The following is a 21,045-nucleotide window of genomic DNA, read 5'->3' as shown; positions in this document are numbered from 1 at the left end:
AACGTAAGCTCCAGCCAGAGGTCTGCAATCACGGGGCAAACAACGATTATCCATTTGATTTTAATACATTTAATGAAGTATCGTTTGCAAAAAGCCGTGGCGTTCAACAAAATAGACAAACTTATAGGATAATTAACTTATAATTCTTATACTTCTGATAAAAAGAGGAGGCCAATATGCGAATAATCCTAATGCTGTGCTGCTTTTTGGTACAAAGTTTAAGCTGGGCTGGCGAACTGCCAAAGCCTGTGGGCAAACCCATCTTAACCATTACCGGTAATATAGAAAATACGAACGAAAATGGAAAAGCCGTTTTTGATATTGCCAGCCTGGAAAAACTGGGGATGGTGAGTTTCCAGACGACCTCTCCCTGGTATAATGGCCGCACGAAGTTTGAGGGTATCCCGATGCGCAAACTCATGGAGTATGTGGGTGCAAAGGGTTCGGTCCTGAATGTGGTTGCACTCAATGATTACACGACCGTCATCCCTCTCAGCGACTTCCAGAAATACAACGCCATCCTGGCGTTAAAGGTCAATGGCGAATATATGCGCATCCGCGATAAAGGTCCGTCATTCATCGTCTACCCTTATGACAGTCTTCCTGAACTCAATAATCAGATTTATTACTCGCGATCGGCCTGGCAGGTTAGCAAAATGAAGATTGAATAGTAGTTCAGGAGAACATAATGAACAGGATACTGGTTGGTATCATTTTTTCTCTTTTTATCACTACGGGATATATAGCCTTTCTTGTCTACGACCGTCAGCAGGAGTTGCAAAAATTGACTCACTACACTGAGTCCTGGTCTGTAGCCCAACTGGTATCTGAATATTACCGATTTGAATCATGGATTGGACTGTACGCAACCGAGACTGATGACGTTACGGTAGACCAGGTTCGCATGCGCCTGGAAATCATGCTGAGCCAGAATGATTTATTGAAAGAGGGCGGCCTGGGTCGTTATATAAACAGCGCGAAAGCGCATCAGGTGCTCGCCTTACGCCTGGAAAATATACTGAACTATCTGGATGGTCATCTTGAGAAAATGAGCCGTTCAGAGTTAAAGCTCTATCTGAAAAATATGCATTCACTGGATGCACCGCTAAGCCAGCTTTCATCAACGGCTTTAACAAAAGATGTTAATACAATCAATGAAACTAACCTAAAAATACAGGTTCTGTATTATATTTATTCAGCACTTTCGCTGTTACTGGTTATTTTAAGCTTCATACTGGGCTTTTTGATTATCTATCAAAATAAAAACATCCTCAAAGCACATACACAGGTTAAAACGTTGGCTGAAGAACTTCAGCTGTCCAAAGAAACCCTGCAAATCCAGAATACAAAACTGGAATACGATGTTTATCATGACTCCCTTACCGGTATGAAAAACCGTCTTTTCTTCTGGGATGATCTCAATAAACTTAATCTACAGGCTGAGGAAAAACATATTTCGGTCACGGTGATGTTATTCGATTTAGACCGGTTCAAAGAGGTGAATGATACCTACGGTCATGATGCTGGCGATTTACTGTTACGTGAGGTATCCACGCGCCTTAACGCTTTGAGCCGCTTTTCAGAGACATTTTATCGTTTGGGCGGCGACGAATTTGCGTTTCTCTCCAGTGGCTTAACCGAAGCCGCAGCCGTTTCACGCGCGCGAGAAATCAGTGATAGCATCAGCAAGCCCTATACAATTAATAATCAACTCATCAAAATAGCCACCTGTGTGGGTATTGTTTTATCGGATAACGAACGACGTTCAGATTACCTTTATAAATTTGCCGATCTGGCGCTCTATGAAGCCAAGAAAGAAGGTTCTCAGCAAATCAAAGTCTTCCGCCAGCGAATGCTACAGAAGTTGCAGGAGAGCAGAACCCTTGAAAATGATATGGCAAGAGCAATAGAGAATGATGAGTTTATTGTTTATTACCAGCCTATTGTGAATTCCGTCAGCAAGGAAATTTACGGCTATGAAGCGCTTATTCGCTGGATGCACCCCGTCAAGGGGATGCTCTCCCCGGATAGCTTTATTTTCGCCGCTGAAAAAACAGGCATGATCAACGAGATAGGTAAAACTGTACTTAAGCTGGCCTGTAGGGAAGCGGTCTCCTGGGCTGTTCCGGCCAGGATCTCCGTCAACGTCTCGCCTGTTCAATTGGGCAGCAAATCATTTATTAATACGGTGCAGTCCGTTCTGGCTGAGACCGGGCTACCGGCAAATCGTCTTGAGTTAGAGGTCACAGAGTCATCCCTCTTCAGTGACAGAAATAACCCCATTACGATCCTCAAAAAACTCCGCGCACTGGGCGTAAGAATTTCTATTGATGATTTTGGCACGGGTTATTCGTCGCTCTCCAGACTCAGCGAACTGAATTTTGATAAAATCAAGATCGATAAATCTTTTGTCAATCCGATATCTACGCAGGAAGATGCGCTTAATATTGTGAAGCTGATTACCGGTATGGCTAAAAGCCTTAATATGGGCGTCATAGCTGAGGGCGTTGAGACCGAAGAGCAGCTTGAGCGGCTTCAGGCTCTGGGTTGCGAGCTTGTGCAGGGATATCTTTTCAGCAAACCACAGCCTCAGGTCGACAGCAAAATTAAGAGCGGCCAGGAATGATCCCCTCTCCTCAGCCCGATACCAACCGGGATCACATTTTTCGCCCCTGGGTATTCACTGACAATAAACAGGTGTTATCATTCACCCCGTAAATACCTATCAACTCAATCCGAGGCTTTGATGCTGGAGAATGTAATCATCCGATAATCAGCTTCCCGACCTTTCCAGGCCGGACTGATTATCAATGCGCCGAAATCGTATGCGGACACCGCTGTGTGTTTGCACGTTTTGCACATGATGATTAAACAGGTTTTCCAGTATGAATTTATCCCGTCAGGAACAACGTACCTTACACGTTCTCGCCAAAGGTGGCCGTATTGTGCACGTCCGCGATAACTCTGGCCGCGTCACCGCCGTTGAATGCTATAGCCGCGAAGGGCTACTGCTGGCTGACTGCACCCTCGCCGTTTTCAAAAAGCTCAAAACCAAAAAGCTGATCAAATCCGTTAACGGTCAGCCCTACCGCATTAACACCACCGGGCTGAACAATGTTCGCGCTCAGCCTGATAATCGTTAAGGAGAGGATGATGGATATCCCACGTATTTTTACTGTTAGCGAAAGCGAACACCGCATTCATAACCCCTTTACACCAGAGAAGTACGCGACGCTGGGCCGCGTGTTACGCATGAAGCCAGGCACACGCATTCTCGATCTCGGCAGCGGCTCGGGAGAGATGCTTTGTACCTGGGCACGTGATCACGGTATTACCGGTACCGGCATCGACATGAGCCAGCTCTTCACCACGCAGGCCACGCGGCGCGCAGAGGAACTCGGCGTCAGCGAACGCGTCCATTTCATTCATAACGACGCGGCCGGCTACGTCGCGAATGAAAAATGTGACGTGGCGGCCTGCGTTGGCGCAACCTGGATTGCGGGTGGCGTAGCCGGGACGATGGATCTGCTGGCAAAAAGCCTCAAGCCCGGGGGAATAATGCTCATCGGCGAACCGTACTGGCGTCAGGTACCCGCGACGGCAGAGATAGCTCAGGCCTGCGGCGTCTCGTCGATTGCAGACTTTCTTACTCTGCCCGGTCTGGTTGCGTCTTTCGATCAACAGGGCTATGACCTGGTTGAAATGGTGCTGGCTGATCAGGAAGGCTGGGACAGGTACGAAGCCGCAAAATGGATGACCATGCGGCGCTGGCTGGAGGAAAACCCAGACGATGACTTCGCGCAGGAGGTTCGGGCGGAGCTGACGATAGCGCCTGAACGTCATGTGACGTACACGCGGGAGTACTTTGGCTGGGGGGTGTTTGCGTTAATGGCGCGATAACATGGCGCTGGCGGTATAGCCTTTAGGGTTATGCCGCCGTTCAACTTCTTTGAGGTACAAAACGATGACGCGAAAATGTGCAGCCAATGGCAATATTTGCTGCCATGGTCTGAGAACGAGATTTACTGGAATGCAAGGTTACCGTTTGATTTGAAATGGGGCCCATAATAAGAATAATTCAAGAATACAAATAACTGTTAAAAAATAAGTTTTATATGGGAATATAAAAAAATGCCCCCACCGTGAGACTAGAGACCATTAAAGTAGTCCCATATTCATATAAAGGTTGAGGCCAGTAAAGGAAGGTGTCATACCATTCTCATATATGACACCTTGAAACGCATAAAATAACAATTGCAGCAATAATATCAAGCAAAACGATTCTGATCAGTTTTTAATCGCTTGATTGCAATAAGGATGTGTCAATTGACCATTATCACTATGCCCAACCCCACCTTCTCTAACTCGAATGACATGATCGTATGACACTGATTTAGTAGCATCCAAATAACCTTTACAAATAGGGTATTTTATAGCGGAAAATAGTGCTGCATTAATAAATATCTTACTTTTTTGGTCATCGCTGAATTTCTTTGATTTTGCTGCAAGATCACCAGCAACAATTTTGCCTTGAAGGCCAGCTAGTTGAATTAACTCTACCTCAGATATTTCATCACTCAATTCTAATCTCTTTATTAAATTATCCAAGAACTCTTTATATTTCAAATCCCTTGCCCTATGACTATTTTTCTGAATAATCATAGAAATCAACTCCTTATCTTTTACTAAAATTGACTCTAAATCAGATCTCACAGCAGTGAATTTTTTAAAGAATCCTTTATCGTTATTATTTATCTTTTCAGCTATTAAAGCTGAAGTACCTAAAAACATGGGACTGGTATGTCTACCTGTTGGCCCATAAAAATAAACTGCTGGATGTAATCCTAAGCTACCATCACCATTTCCCGTAATAACCTCAGCCAATTTGATGGCATTAGTCAAAGACTGAATAGTCGTAGCACCAAACTCATCATCGTCCTGTTTATCTAAAGATTTAGGATTACCTTGCTGATCTCTATTAGCAATAAGAATAAAATCGATAAGCAATTGAATCGCAACCCTAACGCCTCTGGCCCCCCCTAGGGGCAAATCAAGAGTCTTAACTGGAGTATTCAAATCAGGATCAAATAGTATGGTATGCAGTTTTTTTGCAGCCTTTTCTATTTTATCTGAGTAATCTTGACTAAATGCCGACCAATAACGATGCCCTTTCCCTGCTCGAATCACTGCGCGTGCCGATATAGATGTCGGTTTATGCCTATTTTTTAAGAGTAGCTCTTCAACCTCATCAAGAGGTGTGCCTTGCATATTAATATTGAAGAATGAACTTTCTGCTTTATCGGCATTGCCTTTGACCCACTGGATAGTTAGCCCTCTAGTCAAAATATTTGTTATTTTATTTCTTTCGGTTGCAGATATATCTTCATCTAATAGCCGTTGTTTAAAATGACGCCAACTTCCAACTCGCTCATTAATCAATTTTCGGGTTTTGTCTGCAATGCTTCTTTGCTCTTTCGAAATTTCAGCACCAAAATATTTTAATGACAACGGACCATCACCATAATCATCCTCAATCCAGGCCTTTAAAACACTTAATCTGTGCCCACCATCAATTACGAATATATATGAACTTTTCCATAAAATTACTGCTGGTATCAGATCGCCATTAACATAACTTTCAAGCATTGATACCACTTGATTTGGTGACCAGTGATTTGTCTCACGTTGAAAATCTGGTTTTCTTAAAATAGCAGTAAAATCATTCAAATCTCTGACCGAAATACTATTTATTGTATCAAAAGTCGTTTCGTCATCAGTTTCAGCAGCAAAATCCGCACGCTTAATCATCGCATCCAAATTTACTAAAATAGCTTTGCTCGCCATGTCTTCTCCGTAAGCCCAACAGTGACTAATTTGATGAGTATCGTCCTGAAATCATGACATTTAACCCAACACTATTGCAACCAAACTGTTAGGTGAAATGTGATCAAGCCATTTTATTTGGCAATTAATCATAGAATTCTCTTCTAGACCAAAATCGCACTTCACTGCACCCTCCTGCGGTTTTCAGATCACAAAAATTTTTTCAGTTGGGATTTTACAAATGATAGCGCCAGACCACGCCACAACTGGGGATATACTGCGAGCAGGGAACTGAAAAGAGTGAAAAGGATTTCAGCTTTTTCAGTTTAGCTTTACTCCAACATCGTCATCACTTGAATTAAGCTATTGATAGTAAAGTGATATAAAATTTCAAGGGAGAATTTTCTTGAAAACTAACGACTCACTTAAAAGTTAACAATCTGATTTTTATGCACATTCTTTCTTAAGCAACTGAAATTTACTGAACCGAAGCCGAGAAAATTTTAGTGAACCCTCCCATGGGAAGTACGCCGATGATACTGTCCTCGATATCCTGTCTCATATTATTCCCTCACGAATTGCGGTTAATGCTTTCGATTGCAGCAGGTATTCAAACGTCGCCACCCAACCACGGTCGTTATCACCGAAGTGGAATGGACTTTCCGCGGTCATGAACGCTTTCACGTATGCCCGGTAGCGCCCTGCTTCTTCCCTGTGGTTATGTTTGCCATTACCTCAGGACTGTGCAGGTCAAATGTGACAGTTCTAGATTGGCCTCAGGTTGACCTTGATAAGTGCATGGCATGGATGCCCCCCGACGAAACAAAAGCCGGCAATGCGATTGGCGTTCCGCTGAACGAAACAGCTTGCGAAATATTGCGCAGCCAGCAAGGAAAGCATAAGCGCTGGGTATTTGTTCATACCAAGCCAGGGTACAGAAGTGACGGGACGAAAACGGCAGCGGTAAGTAAAATGCGGACAGATAGTAATAAGGCATGGAAGGGAGCACTAAAGCGGGCAGGAATTAGCAATTTCCGCTTCCATGACCTCAGGCATACATGGGCGAGCAGGCTCGTTCAGTCTGGCGTTTCACTTCTGGCGCTGAAGGAAATGGGGGATGGGAGACACTGGAAATGGTTCAACGATATGCGCATTTATCTGCCGGACACCTGACAGAGCACGCGAGCAAAATTGACGCGATTATTGGTCTTAATGCCACAAATACGGCACAGGAGGAGAACGTGGTTTACTTGAATGTAAGATAAGTAATTGAAATAACTGGTGCGATAATAGGAGTCGAACCTACGACCTTCGCATTACGAATGCGCTGCTCTACCAACTGAGCTATATCGGCCCTGAAAGGCCGGTTACGAGCGTAACCACGGGGCAAAAGAGTAGATCTAACCGGGTGATGCGTCAATGCCCTTTTGAATCAAACGGCTATTTTTGCATCACCCGCGATTATTTACCCACGAATCGTATCATCACTGTAGCCGATCCACTTGTAGGTGGTCAGTGCTTCCAGCCCCATCGGACCGCGGGCGTGCAGCTTCTGAGTGCTCACAGCCACCTCCGCGCCCAGACCAAACTGGCCGCCATCGGTGAAGCGCGTCGAGGCATTCACGTAAACCGCAGACGAATCCACTTCATTCACAAACCGATCGGCATTGCGCAGGGTGCGCGTCAGGATCGCGTCAGAATGCTGGGTTCCGTGTTCACGAATGTGCGCAATAGCGTCATCGAGATCCGCAACCACCTTCACGTTCAGATCCAGCGACAAATACTCATCGTCGTACTGCTCCGCGTTAACCGGAACGACCTTCGCCGGACCGTCTTTCAGCAGGGCGAGAGACTTCTCATCCGCATGCAGCGTGACGCCACTTTCCGCCATCTGCTTGCTCAGCGCTGGCAGGAAGGTACTGGCGATGCCCTGATGCACCAGCAGCGTTTCCACCGTATTACAGGTGCTTGGACGCTGTGTTTTAGCGTTGACGATAATCTTCAGCGCAGGTTCTACTTCCGCGGTGTCATCCACTACGATATGGCATACGCCAATACCACCGGTGATCACCGGAATGGTAGATTGCTCACGGCACAGCTTGTGCAAGCCCGCGCCGCCGCGTGGGATCAGCATGTCGATGTATTTGTCCATGCGCAGCATCTCGTTGACCAGCGCACGGTCGGGGCTTTCAATCGCCTGCACGGCACCCGCCGGTAAACCACACTCCTCCAGCGCCTGCTGAATGACGTTTACCGTCGCGGCGTTGGTGCGCCAGGTCTCCTTCCCGCCACGCAGGATCGCGGCATTACCGGTCTTCAGGCACAGGGAGGCGACATCCACCGTCACGTTTGGACGCGCTTCGTAAATCACCCCAATGACGCCAAGCGGCACGCGGCGACGCTCAAGGCGTAATCCGCTGTCGAGCACCCCACCGTCAATCACCTGCCCTACCGGGTCGGCGAGGTTGCACACCTGACGGACGTCGTCGGCAATACCTTTCAGACGCGCCGGGGTCAGCGCAAGACGATCGAGCATCGCTTCACTCAAGCCGTTGCGACGCGCTTCCAGCAGATCCTGCTCGTTGGCGAGCAAAATTTCCTGCGACTGAGATTCCAGATAATCAGCGATTTTTTCCAGCACGCGATTTTTCTCGCGGCTGGAAAGGAGCGCCAGTTTATAAGAGGCGGCTTTCGCGGCTGCGCCCATTTGTTCCAGCATGTTCTGGCTCCTTAACGAATAATCATGTCGTCACGATGCACGGCAACCGGGCCATATTCATAGCCCAGGATGGCGTCGATCTGCTGGGAATGGTGACCAGCAATCCGACGCAGCGCGTCGCTGTTATAACGACTTACGCCATGAGCGATGTCGCGACCTTCAATGTTACGGATTCGGATCACTTCACCACGCGAGAAGTTGCCTGTCACGCTTTTAATTCCTTTTGGAAGTAACGAGCTTCCTCTTTCCAGAATAGCGGCGGTCGCGCCTTCATCCACGGTCAATTCGCCAGCCGGTGGCGCACCAAAGATCCAGCGTTTTCGGTTTTCCAGCGGGGACGCCTGGGCGTGGAAGCGAGTGCCCACAGAGATGCCTTCCATCACATCACCGATCACACCCGGACGGCTGCCCGCGGCGATGATGGTGTCGATACCGGCCCGGCACGCCACGTCCGCGGCCTGGAGCTTGGTGCCCATGCCGCCGGTCCCCAGACCAGAAACGCTGTCACCCGCAATGGCACGCAGCGCATCGTCAATGCCGTGAACGTCTTTGATCAGTTCAGCCTGTGGATTAGAGCGCGGGTCAGCGGTAAACAGCCCCTGCTGATCGGTCAGAAGCAGCAGCTTATCGGCCCCTGCCAGGATCGCCGCCAGCGCAGAGAGGTTATCGTTGTCGCCTACTTTGATTTCAGCGGTGGCAACAGCGTCGTTTTCGTTAATGACCGGAACGATATGGTTATCCAGCAGCGCACGCAGCGTATCGCGGGCGTTCAGGAAACGTTCTCTGTCTTCCATATCCGCACGCGTCAGCAGCATCTGCCCGACGTGAATGCCGTAGATGGAGAACAGTTGTTCCCAGAGCTGTATGAGTCGGCTTTGTCCCACGGCGGCCAGCAGCTGTTTGGAAGCGATCGTCGCGGGGAGTTCGGGGTAGCCCAGGTGTTCACGCCCGGCGGCAATCGCCCCGGAAGTCACAATCACAATACGATGCCCTGCGGCATGCAACTGAGCGCACTGACGTACAAGCTCAACGATATGGGCACGATTCAGGCGGCGCGATCCGCCTGTTAACACACTGGTACCGAGTTTTACCACCAGCGTCTGGCTGTCACTCATGATTCTCTGCCGTTCAACAATAAGGGAAAATGATGTCAGTCAGACGTTTTAACAGGTGTCAGCTCCGTTGCCAACTGCCTTAGCGCATGACCCGTCACTTTATTGCGCGGGATCAGGAAGCGTAGCGGCAGATTTTGACAATTTTATTACCGAAAAATTAAAACATACTTTTTTAGACATATTCTTACTTTGTCATAAAACTTTCACCCACGAACGATAAAACCCTTCCTGTTTTTCACGGGGTAATAAGTCGAATCTTATTACTCAGCGAATATTAGCGCGTTTTTATAAAATCAGGATTGAAAATGAAAAAGAGCACTCTGGCATTAGTGGTAATGGGCGTAGTTGCTTCCGCATCTGTTCAGGCAGCAGAAGTTTATAATAAAAACGGGAATAAACTGGACGTGTACGGCAAAGTAAAAGCAATGCACTACATCAGTGATGATGACGCTAAGGATGGTGACCAGACTTACGTTCGTTTCGGCTTTAAGGGTGAAACGCAGATTAACGATCAGCTGACGGGCTACGGACGTTGGGAAGCTGAGTTCGCAGGTAACAAAGCTGAGAGCGACTCTTCTCAAAAAACACGTCTGGCATTTGCCGGGCTGAAACTGAAAGACTTCGGCTCACTGGATTACGGCCGTAACCTGGGCGCGCTGTATGACGTCGCCGCATACACCGATATGTTCCCGGAGTTCGGCGGTGACGGCCTGGCGCAGACCGATAACTTCATGACGAAACGCGCCTCCGGTCTGGCCACATACCGTAATACCGATTTCTTTGGCCTGGTTGACGGCCTGAACATGACCCTGCAATACCAGGGCAAAAATGAAAACCGCGACGTGAAGAAGCAAAACGGTGACGGCTTCGGTACCTCCCTGAGCTATGACTTCGGCGGCAGCGATTTTTCTGTGATTGGTGCGTATGCCAGCTCCGATCGCACTAACGATCAAAACCTTCAGGCACGCGGCGAAGGTAAAAAAGCAGAAGGCTGGGCAACCGGTTTGAAATATGATGCCAACGATATTTATCTGGCCACTATCTATTCCGAAACCCGCAATATGGCCCCTATTTCCGGTGGCTTTGCAAATAAAGCGCAAAACTTCGAAGTGGTTGCGCAATATCAATTTGACTTTGGTCTGCGTCCATCTCTGGGTTACGTGCAGTCTAAAGGCAAAGATATCGAAGGTATCGGCGATGAAGATATCGTGAAATACATCGACGTAGGTGCTACATATTATTTCAACAAAAATATGTCTGCGTTTGTTGATTATAAGATCAACCAGATCGATGACGATAATAAACTGGGCGTAAGCAGCGATGATATCGTTGCGCTGGGCATGACCTACCAGTTCTGATGTTGTGGTAATAAAAAACCGGCGCTGAGCCGGTTTTTTTGTGCCCGGTGACGCTGTGCTTACCGGGCGTACGGGATAGTACATTTTTCATGCCGGGTAAGGCGTAGCCGCCACCCGGCGCTGTGACATCATCAGGCTCTCAGTTTCACCGCTTCGCTGGAAAAATCGTCCGCAGGCTCCAGCTTCAGATCCAGCGTTGCCAGCAGATCACGAGCTTTGCCGTGAAATTCTTTTAGCGTATGCTCCAGACGATCGATCACTTCCTGATCTTTGATACTCGTCGCCTGCCAGTGCCCGTCTTTATTAAACAGGCCAAACTGATAGCTATAGGTAAAACGGTTTTCCTGTGCTTCCATTTCCATCCACCAGCCCCAGAACTCACGTTTTTCGGGTGCAGGCTTCACGTTGACGCAAACAGCCAGGCAGTCGAAAAAAAAGCGATTCTCTTCACACTGCTCTTCTCGAATATACGGGCCAAGAGCCATGAACTTCTTAATCAGTCTACTTTTCGGGTGTCCACTCGGTAACGTCATTGCGATCTCCTTTTGTGAAGCACTGTTTTACCAAACCAACGAAATTTAGCAAACTATTAACACAATCTCTGCGTGATCCAGCGTGTGATCTCTTTCAGCGCTTTGTCAAAATTCTGGTACACCGGGCTGAAGGGTACCTCCAGCAATTTACCATCAGAAGATGACGACGTGATTAAGCGTGACTCCTCTTCCGGGCTAAACGGATCGTTCTTCCAGAAACCGGACATCATCGGGGTTGGGCAGCGGCGGCCGAGTAAGCCCTGCGTTTTTAATGAATAACGATTAAGTTCAATGCGCAACGCTTCGTCTGAAGCATCATGCATGCCAAGTCGGCTCGCCAGCACGTCCAGATACATCTCAGGAACGCTACCCTGACGCGCAGGATCGCTTAACAGAGCATGCACCACCGGGCCAAGACAGGCGACGGCCTTCAGGCGTGAAGATTCAAGGTAGGCAAGCCGTACCGCGACGTTAGCGCCAAAGCGGAAGCCAAACGCGCCAACCCGGGTGTGGTCAACCCAGGGGATATTCTCCAGCGCTTTTAAAGCATGCTGGTGCAGCAGGCTGGAGTCTTGCGTAAGTTTCCATTTGGATGAAAAACCAATGGAAGGCATATCAAGCGTCAGCATGGCGATTCCGTTTGGGGCAAAGTAGCGCTCATACAGGCTGTAATAGTCAATTTGTAACGAGTCCAGTCCACCGCACATCAGAACCGTCGGGAACGGCCCTTCCCCCTCCGGCATATGCAGGAATCCGGTCACCGGGCTGCCACCGGGAATGGCGAACTCAATTTCACGCATCCGGCCAGGCAACCGCTGCGCGGCCTCTTCATAAGCCCGGTTTGCCAGCGCCTGGGCCTGCTCTGCCAGTTCGTCGCCTTTAAGATGCGGATATGCAGCGATGCTGTACAGATTTGCCGCATGCAGCCAGTGCTTTCCGCTGAGAGTGGCGTCTTCTTCCTGGCTCGCTTTTTGCTGCCAGAGCATGGCCTGCTTTGACCATTCGTAGATCCAGTTTCCACCACGGTAGCCCACCACCGTATCGTAGAGATCGCCGTCGGTACGCTCGGACTCGCTCATCACGATACGCGCCTGCACGTCGAGGATTTCACGCGGATCGATGCCGCGCCAGATCCACATCAGGCGGTTAATCATTCGATACCAGTGGGGCACGTTTTTACCGTCTAACGCTGACTGAACGGCAGGCATTGTCCCCGGATTAAACCGACGCACCAGCGTCGACGTTTCAGGGTGCTTGAAACGGGGTTTGAAGAGAGTTTCGGTAAGATTCGCCTGCGTCATTGCGTTGCCTCCATGGATACGTCATATGAAGACCATTGTAACGCGTGGCAGGCTAAAAAGAACAACGCCCGGCATAACCGGGCGTGTAAAGTTACGTACTGAAATTAACGGCCAGAGATAGGCGGTACGAAGACCACGCCCATATCCCATGGCTGTTCAATCCAGGTATCCTGCGGGATATCAATAACGTAATCATCAACCAGTGGGCGACCCGCTGGTTTCGCAAAGATCGTGACGAAGTGCGCTTTTGGATACATTTCGCGGATAGCCACCGCGGTACCGCCGGTGTCCACCAGATCGTCGATAACGATAAAGCCTTTACCGTCGCCTTCCGCGCGTTTCAGCACTTTTAGTTCGCGCTGGTTGTCGTGATCGTAGCTGGAGATACATACGGTATCGACATGACGAATACCCAGCTCACGTGCCAGCAGCGCCCCCGGTACCAGACCGCCACGGCTGACGGCAATAATGCCTTTCCACTGTTCGGAAGGCATCAGACGCGCAGCCAGTTTGCGTGCGTGAATCTGCAACATGTCCCAGGTGACGACGTATTTTTCGCTCATGTGAAGTGTCCCAGCCTGTTTATATACGGCTTAAAAAAATGAGGGTGAACCAGGTTGCGCGAGATTATAGAGATCTGACGCACTAAAAACCAGTGTTACGCGCCATGAGCCTGAGTTTTTACATGCTTAATGCTACCAGCCACGGGAGAAAGTGGTATTCTCAGTTGCATCTCGCAAGCCTGACTTGTGGTAACGATTAACCTGCTAACCCTGTGACCTGCAACATTGTTTTGCAGCGCAACGACAAGGAGACCTATCGTGTCTGAACTGTCTCAATTATCTCCACAGCCACTGTGGGATATTTTTGCCAAAATCTGCTCCATTCCGCACCCTTCCTATCACGAAGAACAGCTTGCCGAACATATTATGGGTTGGGCGAAGGAAAAAGGTCTGCACGCTGAGCGCGACCAGGTTGGCAATATTCTTATCCGCAAACCTGCCACCGCAGGTATGGAAAACCGTAAGCCAGTGGTATTGCAGGCGCACCTGGATATGGTTCCGCAGAAAAACAACGACACCGTTCACGACTTCACAAAAGACCCGATCCAGCCGTACATCGACGGTGAGTGGGTGAAGGCGCGCGGCACGACTTTGGGCGCAGATAACGGCATTGGTATGGCTTCCGCGCTGGCCGTGCTGGCTGACGACAGCGTTGAACACGGTCCGCTGGAAGTGCTGCTGACCATGACTGAAGAAGCGGGCATGGATGGCGCGTTCGGTCTCCAGGCAAACTGGCTGCAAGCGGACATTCTGATCAACACCGACTCCGAAGAAGAGGGGGAGATCTACATGGGCTGCGCGGGCGGGATCGATTTTATCTCTACCCTGCCGCTGTCCCGCGAAGCGATCCCTGCCGGATTCGAGACCTTTAAGCTGACGCTGAAAGGACTGAAAGGCGGTCACTCCGGCGGTGATATTCACCTGGGCCTGGGCAACGCCAACAAACTGCTGGCGCGTTTCCTGGCGGGCCATGCCGCTGAACTGGATCTGCGTCTGGTGGACTTCAACGGCGGTACTCTGCGTAACGCGATCCCTCGCGAAGCCTTCGCTACCGTGGCGGTGCCTGCGTCGAAAGCGGACGAACTGAAAAAACTCTCCAGCGTGTATCTGGAGATCCTGAAAAACGAACTGTCTGCAAAAGAGAAAAACCTGACGGTGGTGCTGGAGTCCGTTACGACGGATAAAGCCGCGCTGACCGCACAGTCTCGTGACACGTTCGTCCAGCTGCTGAACGCAACGCCAAACGGCGTTATTCGCAACTCTGACGTGGCGAAAGGCGTGGTGGAAACCTCCCTGAACGTGGGCGTGGTGACCATGGGTGACGACAGCGCAGAGATCATCTGCCTGATCCGTTCCCTGATCGACAGCGGTAAAGAGTACGTTGTGAGCATGCTGGAATCTCTGGGCACCCTGGCCGGCGCGAAAACGTCTGCAAAAGGCAGCTACCCGGGCTGGCAGCCGGATGCAAGTTCTCCGGTCATGGCACTGGTGCGTGAAACTTATCAGCGACTGTTCAACAGCACCCCGAACATTCAGGTTATTCATGCGGGTCTGGAGTGTGGTCTGTTCAAGAAACCGTATCCGGATATGGACATGGTCTCCATCGGGCCAACCATCACCGGGCCACACTCCCCGGATGAGCAGGTTCACATTGAAAGCGTCGGTCACTATTGGACGCTGCTGACTGAGCTGCTGAAAGCAATTCCTGTTAAGTAATTAGCCGTTTGATGCCCGGTGGCGCTACGCTTGCCGGGCCTACGATTAGCGTAATCTACAGTCCCAACACCAGTTGACGCTCCAGCTGCGGATCCAGCAAGGTGACGTGCAGCCCCACCAGCCTCACCCCTCGTCCGCCCCGCCGTTCTTCCCACGCCTTTTTCGCCGTCGCGATAAGATCCTCTTTGTTGAGGCGTGGCCAGACGTGCTCCTGCGTCGTCTGCTGAAAATCGTTAAATTTCAGTTTGATGCCCTGTCGGGCAATAAGCAGATCCGGTTTGACCTTCAGTAAGCGTCGTTCAAGCTCAGGATAAAGCTGTTCCGTAATAATGGTTTCACACTCGGTCCAGTCATGGATATCTTCGCTCAGCGTGCGTTCAACGCCGACCGATTTACGCAGCCGTTCGTTGTTCACATCCCGGTCATCAATGCCCTGACTGCGTTCCCACAGTACGCGGCCAAACTTGCCAAAACGCTTAAGCAGCAGCGCCAGATCGCTGTGCTGAACGTCTTCGCAGGTGCGTAGCCCCATACTTTCCAGCTTCGCGGCGGAGACTTTGCCCACGCCGGGGATTTTGCTGAGCGGCAGCGTCTTTAAAAACGCCGGAACCTCTTCCGGAGTGATGACGTACTGGCCGTTGGGCTTATTTAAATCGGAGGCGATTTTGGCGAGAAATTTGACCGGCGCGACGCCTGCCGATGCCGTCAGGTTCAGCTCGTTAAAAATAGTCTGGCGGATCTCCTGCGCCATCAGGGTGGCGGAGCCGTGGCAGTGCACGCTGTGGGTGACATCCAGATAGGCTTCATCCAGCGATAACGGTTCAATCAGTGAGGTGTAGCGGGAGAAGATCTCCCGAATGTGGCTCGATGCTTCTTTATAGGCATCAAAACGTCCGGGCAAAAGAGTGAGATGCGGGCACAGTTTCAGCGCCATCGCTGTCGGCATGGCGCTGCGTACACCGTATTTGCGAGCAGGATAGTTGGCGGTGCTGATGACACCGCGCTGAACCCGGCTGCCGCCAATGGCGATCGGAATATCCCGCAGCGCCGGGTTGTCACGCATCTCCACTGCGGCAAAAAAGCAGTCCATATCGACATGGATTATTTTGCGCATAGTAAGCCCTCACTTATTACTGGATAAGTATACAGTAAACAAATGAGGGTTGAGAAGTGCGCGCAGGAATTGTCGGGTGGCGGCGTTGCCTTACCCGACCTGGAAGACTAAATAATGCGTTGCTGCTCGCGAGCCATCCGCTTTTTCCGCGCATCGCACGGTTCCGGACAATCGCACACTTTTTCCATTCCGATGGAAGAGATGCCTCCGCAACTGCCCTGAATGCTTTTACGCTTGATGATCCAGCCTAAGGACATGCCGAAGATCACCAGCACAAACACCGCAAAGGTCGCCAGAAAAGTCAGCATAATCAGCCTCCGAAATCATCAAGCATGATGTTCTCATCTTCCACGCCAAGATCTTTTAGCATCTTAATCACGGCGGCGTTCATCATTGGTGGACCACACATATAGAACTCGCAGTCTTCCGGTGCCGGGTGCTGTTTGAGGTAATTTTCATACAGCACGTTGTGGATGAAGCCCGTATAGCCTGTCCAGTTATCTTCCGGCTGCGGATCGGATAGCGCCACATGGAAGGTAAAGTTAGGGTTATCACGCGCCAGTTGTTCAAACTCATCGTCATAGAACATTTCGCGCAGTGAACGCGCCCCGTACCAGAAGCTGATCTTACGCTTGCTGCCAAGTCGTTTGAGCTGGTCAAAAATATGCGAACGCATCGGCGCCATACCCGCACCGCCGCCGATAAAGACCATCTCCGCGTCAGTATCTTTGGCAAAGAATTCGCCGAACGGGCCGGAAATCGTCACTTTGTCGCCAGGCTTGAGGGACCAGATATACGACGACATGACGCCAGGAGGGGCATCAGGCACATTCGGTGGCGGCGTGGCGATACGCACGTTGAGCATAATAATGCCCTTCTCTTCCGGATAGTTAGCCATGGAATAGGCGCGAAGCGCGGGCTCTTTTACCTCGGAAACAAAGCGGAAGAGGTTAAATTTATCCCAGTCTGCCCGGTACTCCTCAGGCACATCGAAGTCAGCATACGCGACGGTGTGTGCCGGACAATCAATCTGGATATACCCACCCGCACGGAACGGGACGCTCTCCCCTTCAGGGACACGCAGTTTGAGCTCTTTGATGAACGTGGCTTTGTTATCGTTAGAGATAACTTCGCATTCCCATTTTTTCACGCCGAAGATCTCCTCCGGCAGCTCAATCTTCATGTTCTGGCGCACAGCGACCTGGCACGCCAGACGGCATCCCTCTTTCGCTTCACGCTTCGTGATATGCGACAGTTCCGTTGGCAGAATATCACCGCCGCCCTCTTTGACCGTCACACGGCACTGGCCACAGGAGCCACCGCCGCCACAGGCAGACGAGACAAAAATCCCGTTGCCGGAGAGCGTGTTAAGCAGCTTATCCCCTGCCGGGGTACGGATCTGATTCTGCGGATCGTCATTGATATCAATGATCACATCCCCGGAATTGACCAGCTTCGCACGCGCCGCCAGGATCAGCCCTGACAGCACCAGTACTATCAGCGTGAACATCACCACGCCAAGAATAATTTCCATCTGTTAGCCCTTATAGCTGCACACCGGAGAAGGACATAAAGCCCAACGCCATCAGGCCGGTGGTGATAAAGGTGATCCCTAAGCCACGAAGCCCCGCAGGTACGTTGGCATATTTCATTTTTTCACGGATCCCCGCCATGGTGACAATCGCCAGCATCCAGCCGATACCGGAACCGAAGCCATACACAACCGATTCACTGAAGTTGTAATCGCGCTGAACCATAAACGAGACGCCACCGAAGATGGCGCAGTTCACGGCGATCAGCGGCAGGAAGATCCCCAGCGCGTTGTACAGCGACGGGAAGTATTTATCGAGGATCATCTCCAGGATCTGAACAAGCGCCGCAATCACTCCGATAAAGGTGATGAAGTTCAGGAAGCTAAGATCAACCCCCTCCACCAGCGCGCCATCGCGCAGCACGAAGTTGAATACCAGGTTGTTAATCGGAACGGAAAGCCCCAGCACAACGGTAACTGCCACGCCCAGACCAAATGCCGTCGATACCTTTTTAGAAACGGCAAGGAACGTACACATGCCCAGGAAGAAAGCGAGCGCCATGTTTTCAACAAACACCGAGCGCACAAATAAACTCAGGTAATGAGCCATTGTCGGTTACTCCTTTTCCTGCTGTTCAGGCTTCAACGTACGAATCAGCCAGATCAGCAAACCGATAATGAAAAATGCGCTTGGGGCCAGCAGGAACAGGCCGTTCGGCAGATACCAGCCGCCGTTCTGTACCGTATCCAGCACCGGAATGCCAAACAGCTTGCCGCTGCCAATAAGTTCGCGCAGGAAACCAACCGTCAACAGGATCACGCCGTAACCCAGACCGTTGCCGATACCGTCCATAAAGCTCGCCAGCGGTGGCATTTTCATCGCATAGGCTTCAGCACGCCCCATCACGATGCAGTTGGTGATTATCAGGCCGACAAACACCGAAAGCTGCTTCGAGGTTTCATAGGCGAAGGCGCGCAGGAGCTGATCGACCACGATCACCAGCGAGGCGATAATAGCCATCTGCACGATGATCCTCACGCTGTTGGGTATGTGGTGGCGGATCATTGAGATAAACATGCTGGAAAACGCTGTCACCAGCGTTACCGCCAGCGTCATGACCACCGCCGTTTCCAGCTTGGTGGTCACCGCCAGCGCCGAGCACACCCCCAGCACCTGTAGCGTTATCGGGTTATTGGCTAACAGCGGGCCAATCAGCACCTTTTTAACTTCTTTCAGTTCACCCGTATCAGCCATTATTCAGCGCTCCTTCACGTACATTCTTCAGGAAGGGACCAAAGCCCAGTTCACCCATCCAGAAATCAAAGCTGTGCTGCACACCGTTAGAGGTGAGCGTGGCACCGGAAAGGCCATCAACGGCAAATTCATCGCCGGGACGCGCGCCCCCTTTCACCACCTTCAGCGCAGGCTGGCCGTTGTCGTCGAGCACTTTTTTACCAACAAACTGTGCCCGCCAGTTAGGGTTCTCAACTTCGCCTCCCAGCCCTGGTGTTTCGCCCTGATCGTAATAAGTAATGCCTTTGACCGTACGACCATCGGTTTCCAACGCCACAAAGGCGTACATCATTGACCATAAACCGTTGCCATAGATGGGCAACACGATTTCCTGGATGCGCTTTTGCTCGTCACGGACGAGGTAAATCTCCGCGACATTGCTGCGGCGCTTAATGCCTGCCGGATCCTGCGAGGCGTCAAGCGTGGTGCTCATCTGCGGATCTTTTAGCGCCAGCGCCTGGTTGTATTTCGCCGGGTCTTTATCCATTAACTCCCCGGTTTTTAAATCCACCAGCCGTGCGGTAATACGTTCGGCAAACACCGCTGCGACGTCATCCTTCGTCATGCCTTCCTGCATCAGCCCGGCCACGGCCAGGATGTTACGCTGTTTATCCAGCGCTCGTTGCTCCTGCTGTAGCGGCTTTAACCCTACGGCAGAACCGGCTACCACGATGGAACAGACCAGACACAGTACCAGCACCACCAGCAGCGTTTTGCTGATGCTGTCGTTATTTTTGATCTCAGCCACGCGCCTTCCTCCGCTTAATGTTGGCGCGCACGACCAGGTAGTCGAACAGCGGCGCAAACAGATTGGCAAACAGAATGGCCAACATCATCCCTTCCGGATAGGCCGGGTTGACCACGCGAATCAGTACACACATCACCCCAATGAGCGCGCCGTAACACCATTTACCTCTGTCGGTAAACGAAGCCGAGACCGGATCGGTGGCCATGAACATCATGCCAAACGCAAAGCCTCCCAGCACGAGGTGCCAGTACCACGGCATGGAGAACATCGGGTTTGTGTCTGAACCAATGAAGTTGAAAAGCGTGGCGGTGAGTACCATCCCGAGCATGACGCCAGCGACAATGCGCCAGGACGCCACGCGGCCAAAGAGGATGATGGCCCCGCCGATTAAAATCATCAGGGTAGACACTTCACCGATGGAGCCTGGAATATTGCCGATAAACGCATCAAACCAGGTGACAGGCTGTCCGGTTGCATTGTTGACCAGCGTTTCGCCGCCGCCTGCCGCCCACTGTGAAAGTGGCGTCGCGCCGGAGAATCCGTCTGCTGCCGTCCACACCAGGTCTCCCGAGATTTGCGCCGGATAAGCAAAGAACAGGAACGCGCGCCCTGCCAGCGCCGGGTTGAGGAAGTTGCGTCCGGTCCCACCGAAGATCTCCTTGGCAATCACCACGCCAAAGCTGATCCCCATCGCCGCCTGCCAGAGCGGCAGCGTTGGCGGGACAATCAGCGCAAACAGAATAGAGGTGACAAAGAAGCCCTCGTTGATCTCATGTTTGCGAATAATAGCGAACAGCACCTCCCAGAAACCGCCCACGATAAAGACAGTCATATAGATAGGGAGGAAGAAGACAGCGCCCAGCGTCATCATGCTGACCCAGCCGGCATCTGCCGCAAAGCTCACCCCCAGCGACTGCGCCAGACGATAGTGCCAGTCAGACTGAATCACCTGCGCCAGCTGCTCTGCATCGTACATATGGTGCAGCGCCGGAATAGTTTGCAACCCAACGTTATACATCCCCCAGAACATGGCCGGGAAGACCGCAAACCAGACCAGAATCATCATTCGCTTGAGGTCGATGGCGTCGCGAACGTGCGCCGCGCCTTTCGTCACCAGACCCGGCGTGTAGAAAATGGTCGTTGTCGCTTCATACAGCGGGTAGTACTTTTTGAGCTTCCCTTCGGTAAAGTGCGGCTCAATTTTTTCAAAGAGGTGTTTTAAGCCCATGG

The 21,045-nt window shown here is 50.9% G+C and carries 19 protein-coding genes, 1 tRNA gene and 1 pseudogene; 7 read left to right on the top strand and 14 right to left on the bottom strand.

The window, feature by feature from the left end; genetic code table 11:
• The first annotated feature begins 176 nt into the window (after window positions 1–176).
• The 4 genes from AC4OVU_RS05095 (at window position 177) to AC4OVU_RS05080 (ending at window position 3,900) form a co-directional block, all read left to right on the top strand.
• Window positions 177–671, top strand: a complete 495-nt coding sequence (locus tag AC4OVU_RS05095; protein WP_023303170.1) for a putative pterin-binding protein — start codon at window positions 177–179, stop codon at window positions 669–671.
• Window positions 672–688: 17 nt separating this feature from the next.
• Window positions 689–2,626: a putative bifunctional diguanylate cyclase/phosphodiesterase gene (locus AC4OVU_RS05090; RefSeq protein ID WP_039271610.1), complete on the top strand. Its 1,938-nt coding sequence runs from the start codon at window positions 689–691 to the stop codon at window positions 2,624–2,626.
• 259 nt (window positions 2,627–2,885) lie between these two features.
• A complete protein-coding gene (locus AC4OVU_RS05085) occupies window positions 2,886–3,143 on the top strand; it encodes a YjhX family toxin (RefSeq protein ID WP_017694448.1) in 258 nt (85 codons plus the stop codon).
• Between the two features lie 10 nt (window positions 3,144–3,153).
• Window positions 3,154–3,900 carry an SAM-dependent methyltransferase gene (locus AC4OVU_RS05080; protein WP_110293208.1) on the top strand — a complete coding sequence of 249 codons (747 nt, stop codon included), beginning with the start codon at window positions 3,154–3,156 and terminating at the stop codon, window positions 3,898–3,900.
• A gap of 387 nt (window positions 3,901–4,287) precedes the next feature.
• Here the strand turns inward: AC4OVU_RS05080 and AC4OVU_RS05075 are convergent, their stop codons facing one another.
• Window positions 4,288–5,844: a DUF262 domain-containing protein gene (locus tag AC4OVU_RS05075; RefSeq protein WP_491928635.1), complete on the bottom strand. Its 1,557-nt coding sequence runs from the start codon at window positions 5,842–5,844 to the stop codon at window positions 4,288–4,290.
• A 675-nt stretch (window positions 5,845–6,519) separates the two neighbouring features.
• Here AC4OVU_RS05075 and AC4OVU_RS05070 point away from each other — a divergent pair.
• Window positions 6,520–7,088 (top strand): annotated as a pseudogene (locus AC4OVU_RS05070) (site-specific integrase); the annotation flags it as partial.
• 14 nt (window positions 7,089–7,102) lie between these two features.
• Here the strand turns inward: AC4OVU_RS05070 and AC4OVU_RS05065 are convergent.
• From AC4OVU_RS05065 to proB, 3 genes are all read right to left on the bottom strand, one after another.
• Window positions 7,103–7,177, bottom strand: a tRNA-Thr gene (locus tag AC4OVU_RS05065).
• Window positions 7,178–7,288: 111 nt separating this feature from the next.
• Window positions 7,289–8,542, bottom strand: a complete 1,254-nt coding sequence (gene proA / locus AC4OVU_RS05060; RefSeq protein ID WP_110292674.1) for a glutamate-5-semialdehyde dehydrogenase — start codon at window positions 8,540–8,542, stop codon at window positions 7,289–7,291.
• Between the two features lie 11 nt (window positions 8,543–8,553).
• Window positions 8,554–9,657: a glutamate 5-kinase gene (proB, locus tag AC4OVU_RS05055; RefSeq protein WP_032652660.1), complete on the bottom strand. Its 1,104-nt coding sequence runs from the start codon at window positions 9,655–9,657 to the stop codon at window positions 8,554–8,556.
• Window positions 9,658–9,962: 305 nt separating this feature from the next.
• On the opposite strand from proB, the gene phoE reads away from it, so the two are divergent.
• A complete protein-coding gene (gene phoE / locus AC4OVU_RS05050) occupies window positions 9,963–11,015 on the top strand; it encodes a phosphoporin PhoE (RefSeq protein WP_017383128.1) in 1,053 nt (350 codons plus the stop codon).
• 131 nt (window positions 11,016–11,146) lie between these two features.
• Here the strand turns inward: phoE and crl are convergent, their stop codons facing one another.
• The 3 genes from crl to gpt all read right to left on the bottom strand — a co-directional run bounded on the left by crl (window position 11,147) and on the right by gpt (window position 13,412).
• The gene (gene crl / locus AC4OVU_RS05045; RefSeq protein WP_006809999.1) at window positions 11,147–11,548 is read right to left on the bottom strand and encodes a sigma factor-binding protein Crl; all 402 of its coding nucleotides are present in this window, start codon (window positions 11,546–11,548) and stop codon (window positions 11,147–11,149) included.
• 56 nt (window positions 11,549–11,604) lie between these two features.
• Window positions 11,605–12,849, bottom strand: a complete 1,245-nt coding sequence (gene frsA, locus AC4OVU_RS05040) for an esterase FrsA (RefSeq protein WP_017694464.1) — start codon at window positions 12,847–12,849, stop codon at window positions 11,605–11,607.
• Between the two features lie 104 nt (window positions 12,850–12,953).
• The gene (gpt, locus tag AC4OVU_RS05035) at window positions 12,954–13,412 is read right to left on the bottom strand and encodes a xanthine phosphoribosyltransferase (RefSeq protein ID WP_110292673.1); all 459 of its coding nucleotides are present in this window, start codon (window positions 13,410–13,412) and stop codon (window positions 12,954–12,956) included.
• 258 nt (window positions 13,413–13,670) lie between these two features.
• Between gpt and pepD the strand changes: the two genes are divergently transcribed.
• Window positions 13,671–15,128, top strand: coding sequence for a cytosol nonspecific dipeptidase (gene pepD / locus AC4OVU_RS05030; RefSeq protein ID WP_032652656.1), 1,458 nt, complete (start codon window positions 13,671–13,673; stop codon window positions 15,126–15,128).
• Window positions 15,129–15,183: 55 nt separating this feature from the next.
• Here the strand turns inward: pepD and dinB are convergent, their stop codons facing one another.
• From dinB to AC4OVU_RS04995, 7 genes are all read right to left on the bottom strand, one after another.
• On the bottom strand, window positions 15,184–16,242 hold the full coding sequence (gene dinB / locus AC4OVU_RS05025; protein WP_045340407.1) for a DNA polymerase IV: 1,059 nt from the start codon (window positions 16,240–16,242) through the stop codon (window positions 15,184–15,186).
• 107 nt (window positions 16,243–16,349) lie between these two features.
• Window positions 16,350–16,550: a (Na+)-NQR maturation NqrM gene (gene nqrM / locus AC4OVU_RS05020; RefSeq protein WP_003863212.1), complete on the bottom strand. Its 201-nt coding sequence runs from the start codon at window positions 16,548–16,550 to the stop codon at window positions 16,350–16,352.
• A 2-nt stretch (window positions 16,551–16,552) separates the two neighbouring features.
• On the bottom strand, window positions 16,553–17,776 hold the full coding sequence (gene nqrF / locus AC4OVU_RS05015; protein ID WP_015571374.1) for an NADH:ubiquinone reductase (Na(+)-transporting) subunit F: 1,224 nt from the start codon (window positions 17,774–17,776) through the stop codon (window positions 16,553–16,555).
• A gap of 10 nt (window positions 17,777–17,786) precedes the next feature.
• Window positions 17,787–18,383, bottom strand: a complete 597-nt coding sequence (gene nqrE / locus AC4OVU_RS05010; protein ID WP_491928634.1) for an NADH:ubiquinone reductase (Na(+)-transporting) subunit E — start codon at window positions 18,381–18,383, stop codon at window positions 17,787–17,789.
• A 6-nt stretch (window positions 18,384–18,389) separates the two neighbouring features.
• Window positions 18,390–19,028, bottom strand: coding sequence for an NADH:ubiquinone reductase (Na(+)-transporting) subunit D (locus AC4OVU_RS05005; protein ID WP_003863219.1), 639 nt, complete (start codon window positions 19,026–19,028; stop codon window positions 18,390–18,392).
• Window positions 19,021–19,815, bottom strand: coding sequence for a Na(+)-translocating NADH-quinone reductase subunit C (locus AC4OVU_RS05000; protein ID WP_017383124.1), 795 nt, complete (start codon window positions 19,813–19,815; stop codon window positions 19,021–19,023). Before AC4OVU_RS05000 ends, AC4OVU_RS05005 begins: the two co-directional genes overlap by 8 nt.
• Complete coding sequence (locus AC4OVU_RS04995) at window positions 19,808–21,043, bottom strand: NADH:ubiquinone reductase (Na(+)-transporting) subunit B (protein WP_015571375.1); 1,236 nt, start codon at window positions 21,041–21,043, stop codon at window positions 19,808–19,810. The genes AC4OVU_RS05000 and AC4OVU_RS04995 overlap by 8 nt, the downstream gene beginning before the upstream one ends.
• Between the last annotated feature and the right edge of the window lie 2 nt (window positions 21,044–21,045).

The organism is Enterobacter sp. 6722112, from assembly GCF_058661685.1.
The sequence above is the reverse complement of the archived record's forward strand: the minus strand, read 5'-3'. Positions and strand labels throughout refer to the sequence as shown.

What these genes read in the sequence shown, in the direction of transcription:
- AC4OVU_RS05095 (WP_023303170.1), top strand. Translation starts at nt 177, where the DNA reads ATGCGAATAATCCTAATGCTGTGCTGCTTTTTGGTACAAAGTTTAAGC.
- AC4OVU_RS05090 (WP_039271610.1), top strand. Translation starts at nt 689, where the DNA reads ATGAACAGGATACTGGTTGGTATCATTTTTTCTCTTTTTATCACTACG.
- AC4OVU_RS05085 (WP_017694448.1), top strand. Translation starts at nt 2,886, where the DNA reads ATGAATTTATCCCGTCAGGAACAACGTACCTTACACGTTCTCGCCAAA.
- AC4OVU_RS05080 (WP_110293208.1), top strand. Translation starts at nt 3,154, where the DNA reads ATGGATATCCCACGTATTTTTACTGTTAGCGAAAGCGAACACCGCATT.
- AC4OVU_RS05075 (WP_491928635.1), bottom strand. Translation starts at nt 5,844, where the DNA reads ATGGCGAGCAAAGCTATTTTAGTAAATTTGGATGCGATGATTAAGCGT.
- proA (WP_110292674.1), bottom strand. Translation starts at nt 8,542, where the DNA reads ATGCTGGAACAAATGGGCGCAGCCGCGAAAGCCGCCTCTTATAAACTG.
- proB (WP_032652660.1), bottom strand. Translation starts at nt 9,657, where the DNA reads ATGAGTGACAGCCAGACGCTGGTGGTAAAACTCGGTACCAGTGTGTTA.
- phoE (WP_017383128.1), top strand. Translation starts at nt 9,963, where the DNA reads ATGAAAAAGAGCACTCTGGCATTAGTGGTAATGGGCGTAGTTGCTTCC.
- crl (WP_006809999.1), bottom strand. Translation starts at nt 11,548, where the DNA reads ATGACGTTACCGAGTGGACACCCGAAAAGTAGACTGATTAAGAAGTTC.
- frsA (WP_017694464.1), bottom strand. Translation starts at nt 12,849, where the DNA reads ATGACGCAGGCGAATCTTACCGAAACTCTCTTCAAACCCCGTTTCAAG.
- gpt (WP_110292673.1), bottom strand. Translation starts at nt 13,412, where the DNA reads ATGAGCGAAAAATACGTCGTCACCTGGGACATGTTGCAGATTCACGCA.
- dinB (WP_045340407.1), bottom strand. Translation starts at nt 16,242, where the DNA reads ATGCGCAAAATAATCCATGTCGATATGGACTGCTTTTTTGCCGCAGTG.
- nqrM (WP_003863212.1), bottom strand. Translation starts at nt 16,550, where the DNA reads ATGCTGACTTTTCTGGCGACCTTTGCGGTGTTTGTGCTGGTGATCTTC.
- nqrF (WP_015571374.1), bottom strand. Translation starts at nt 17,776, where the DNA reads ATGGAAATTATTCTTGGCGTGGTGATGTTCACGCTGATAGTACTGGTG.
- nqrE (WP_491928634.1), bottom strand. Translation starts at nt 18,383, where the DNA reads ATGGCTCATTACCTGAGTTTATTTGTGCGCTCGGTGTTTGTTGAAAAC.
- AC4OVU_RS05005 (WP_003863219.1), bottom strand. Translation starts at nt 19,028, where the DNA reads ATGGCTGATACGGGTGAACTGAAAGAAGTTAAAAAGGTGCTGATTGGC.
- AC4OVU_RS04995 (WP_015571375.1), bottom strand. Translation starts at nt 21,043, where the DNA reads ATGGGCTTAAAACACCTCTTTGAAAAAATTGAGCCGCACTTTACCGAA.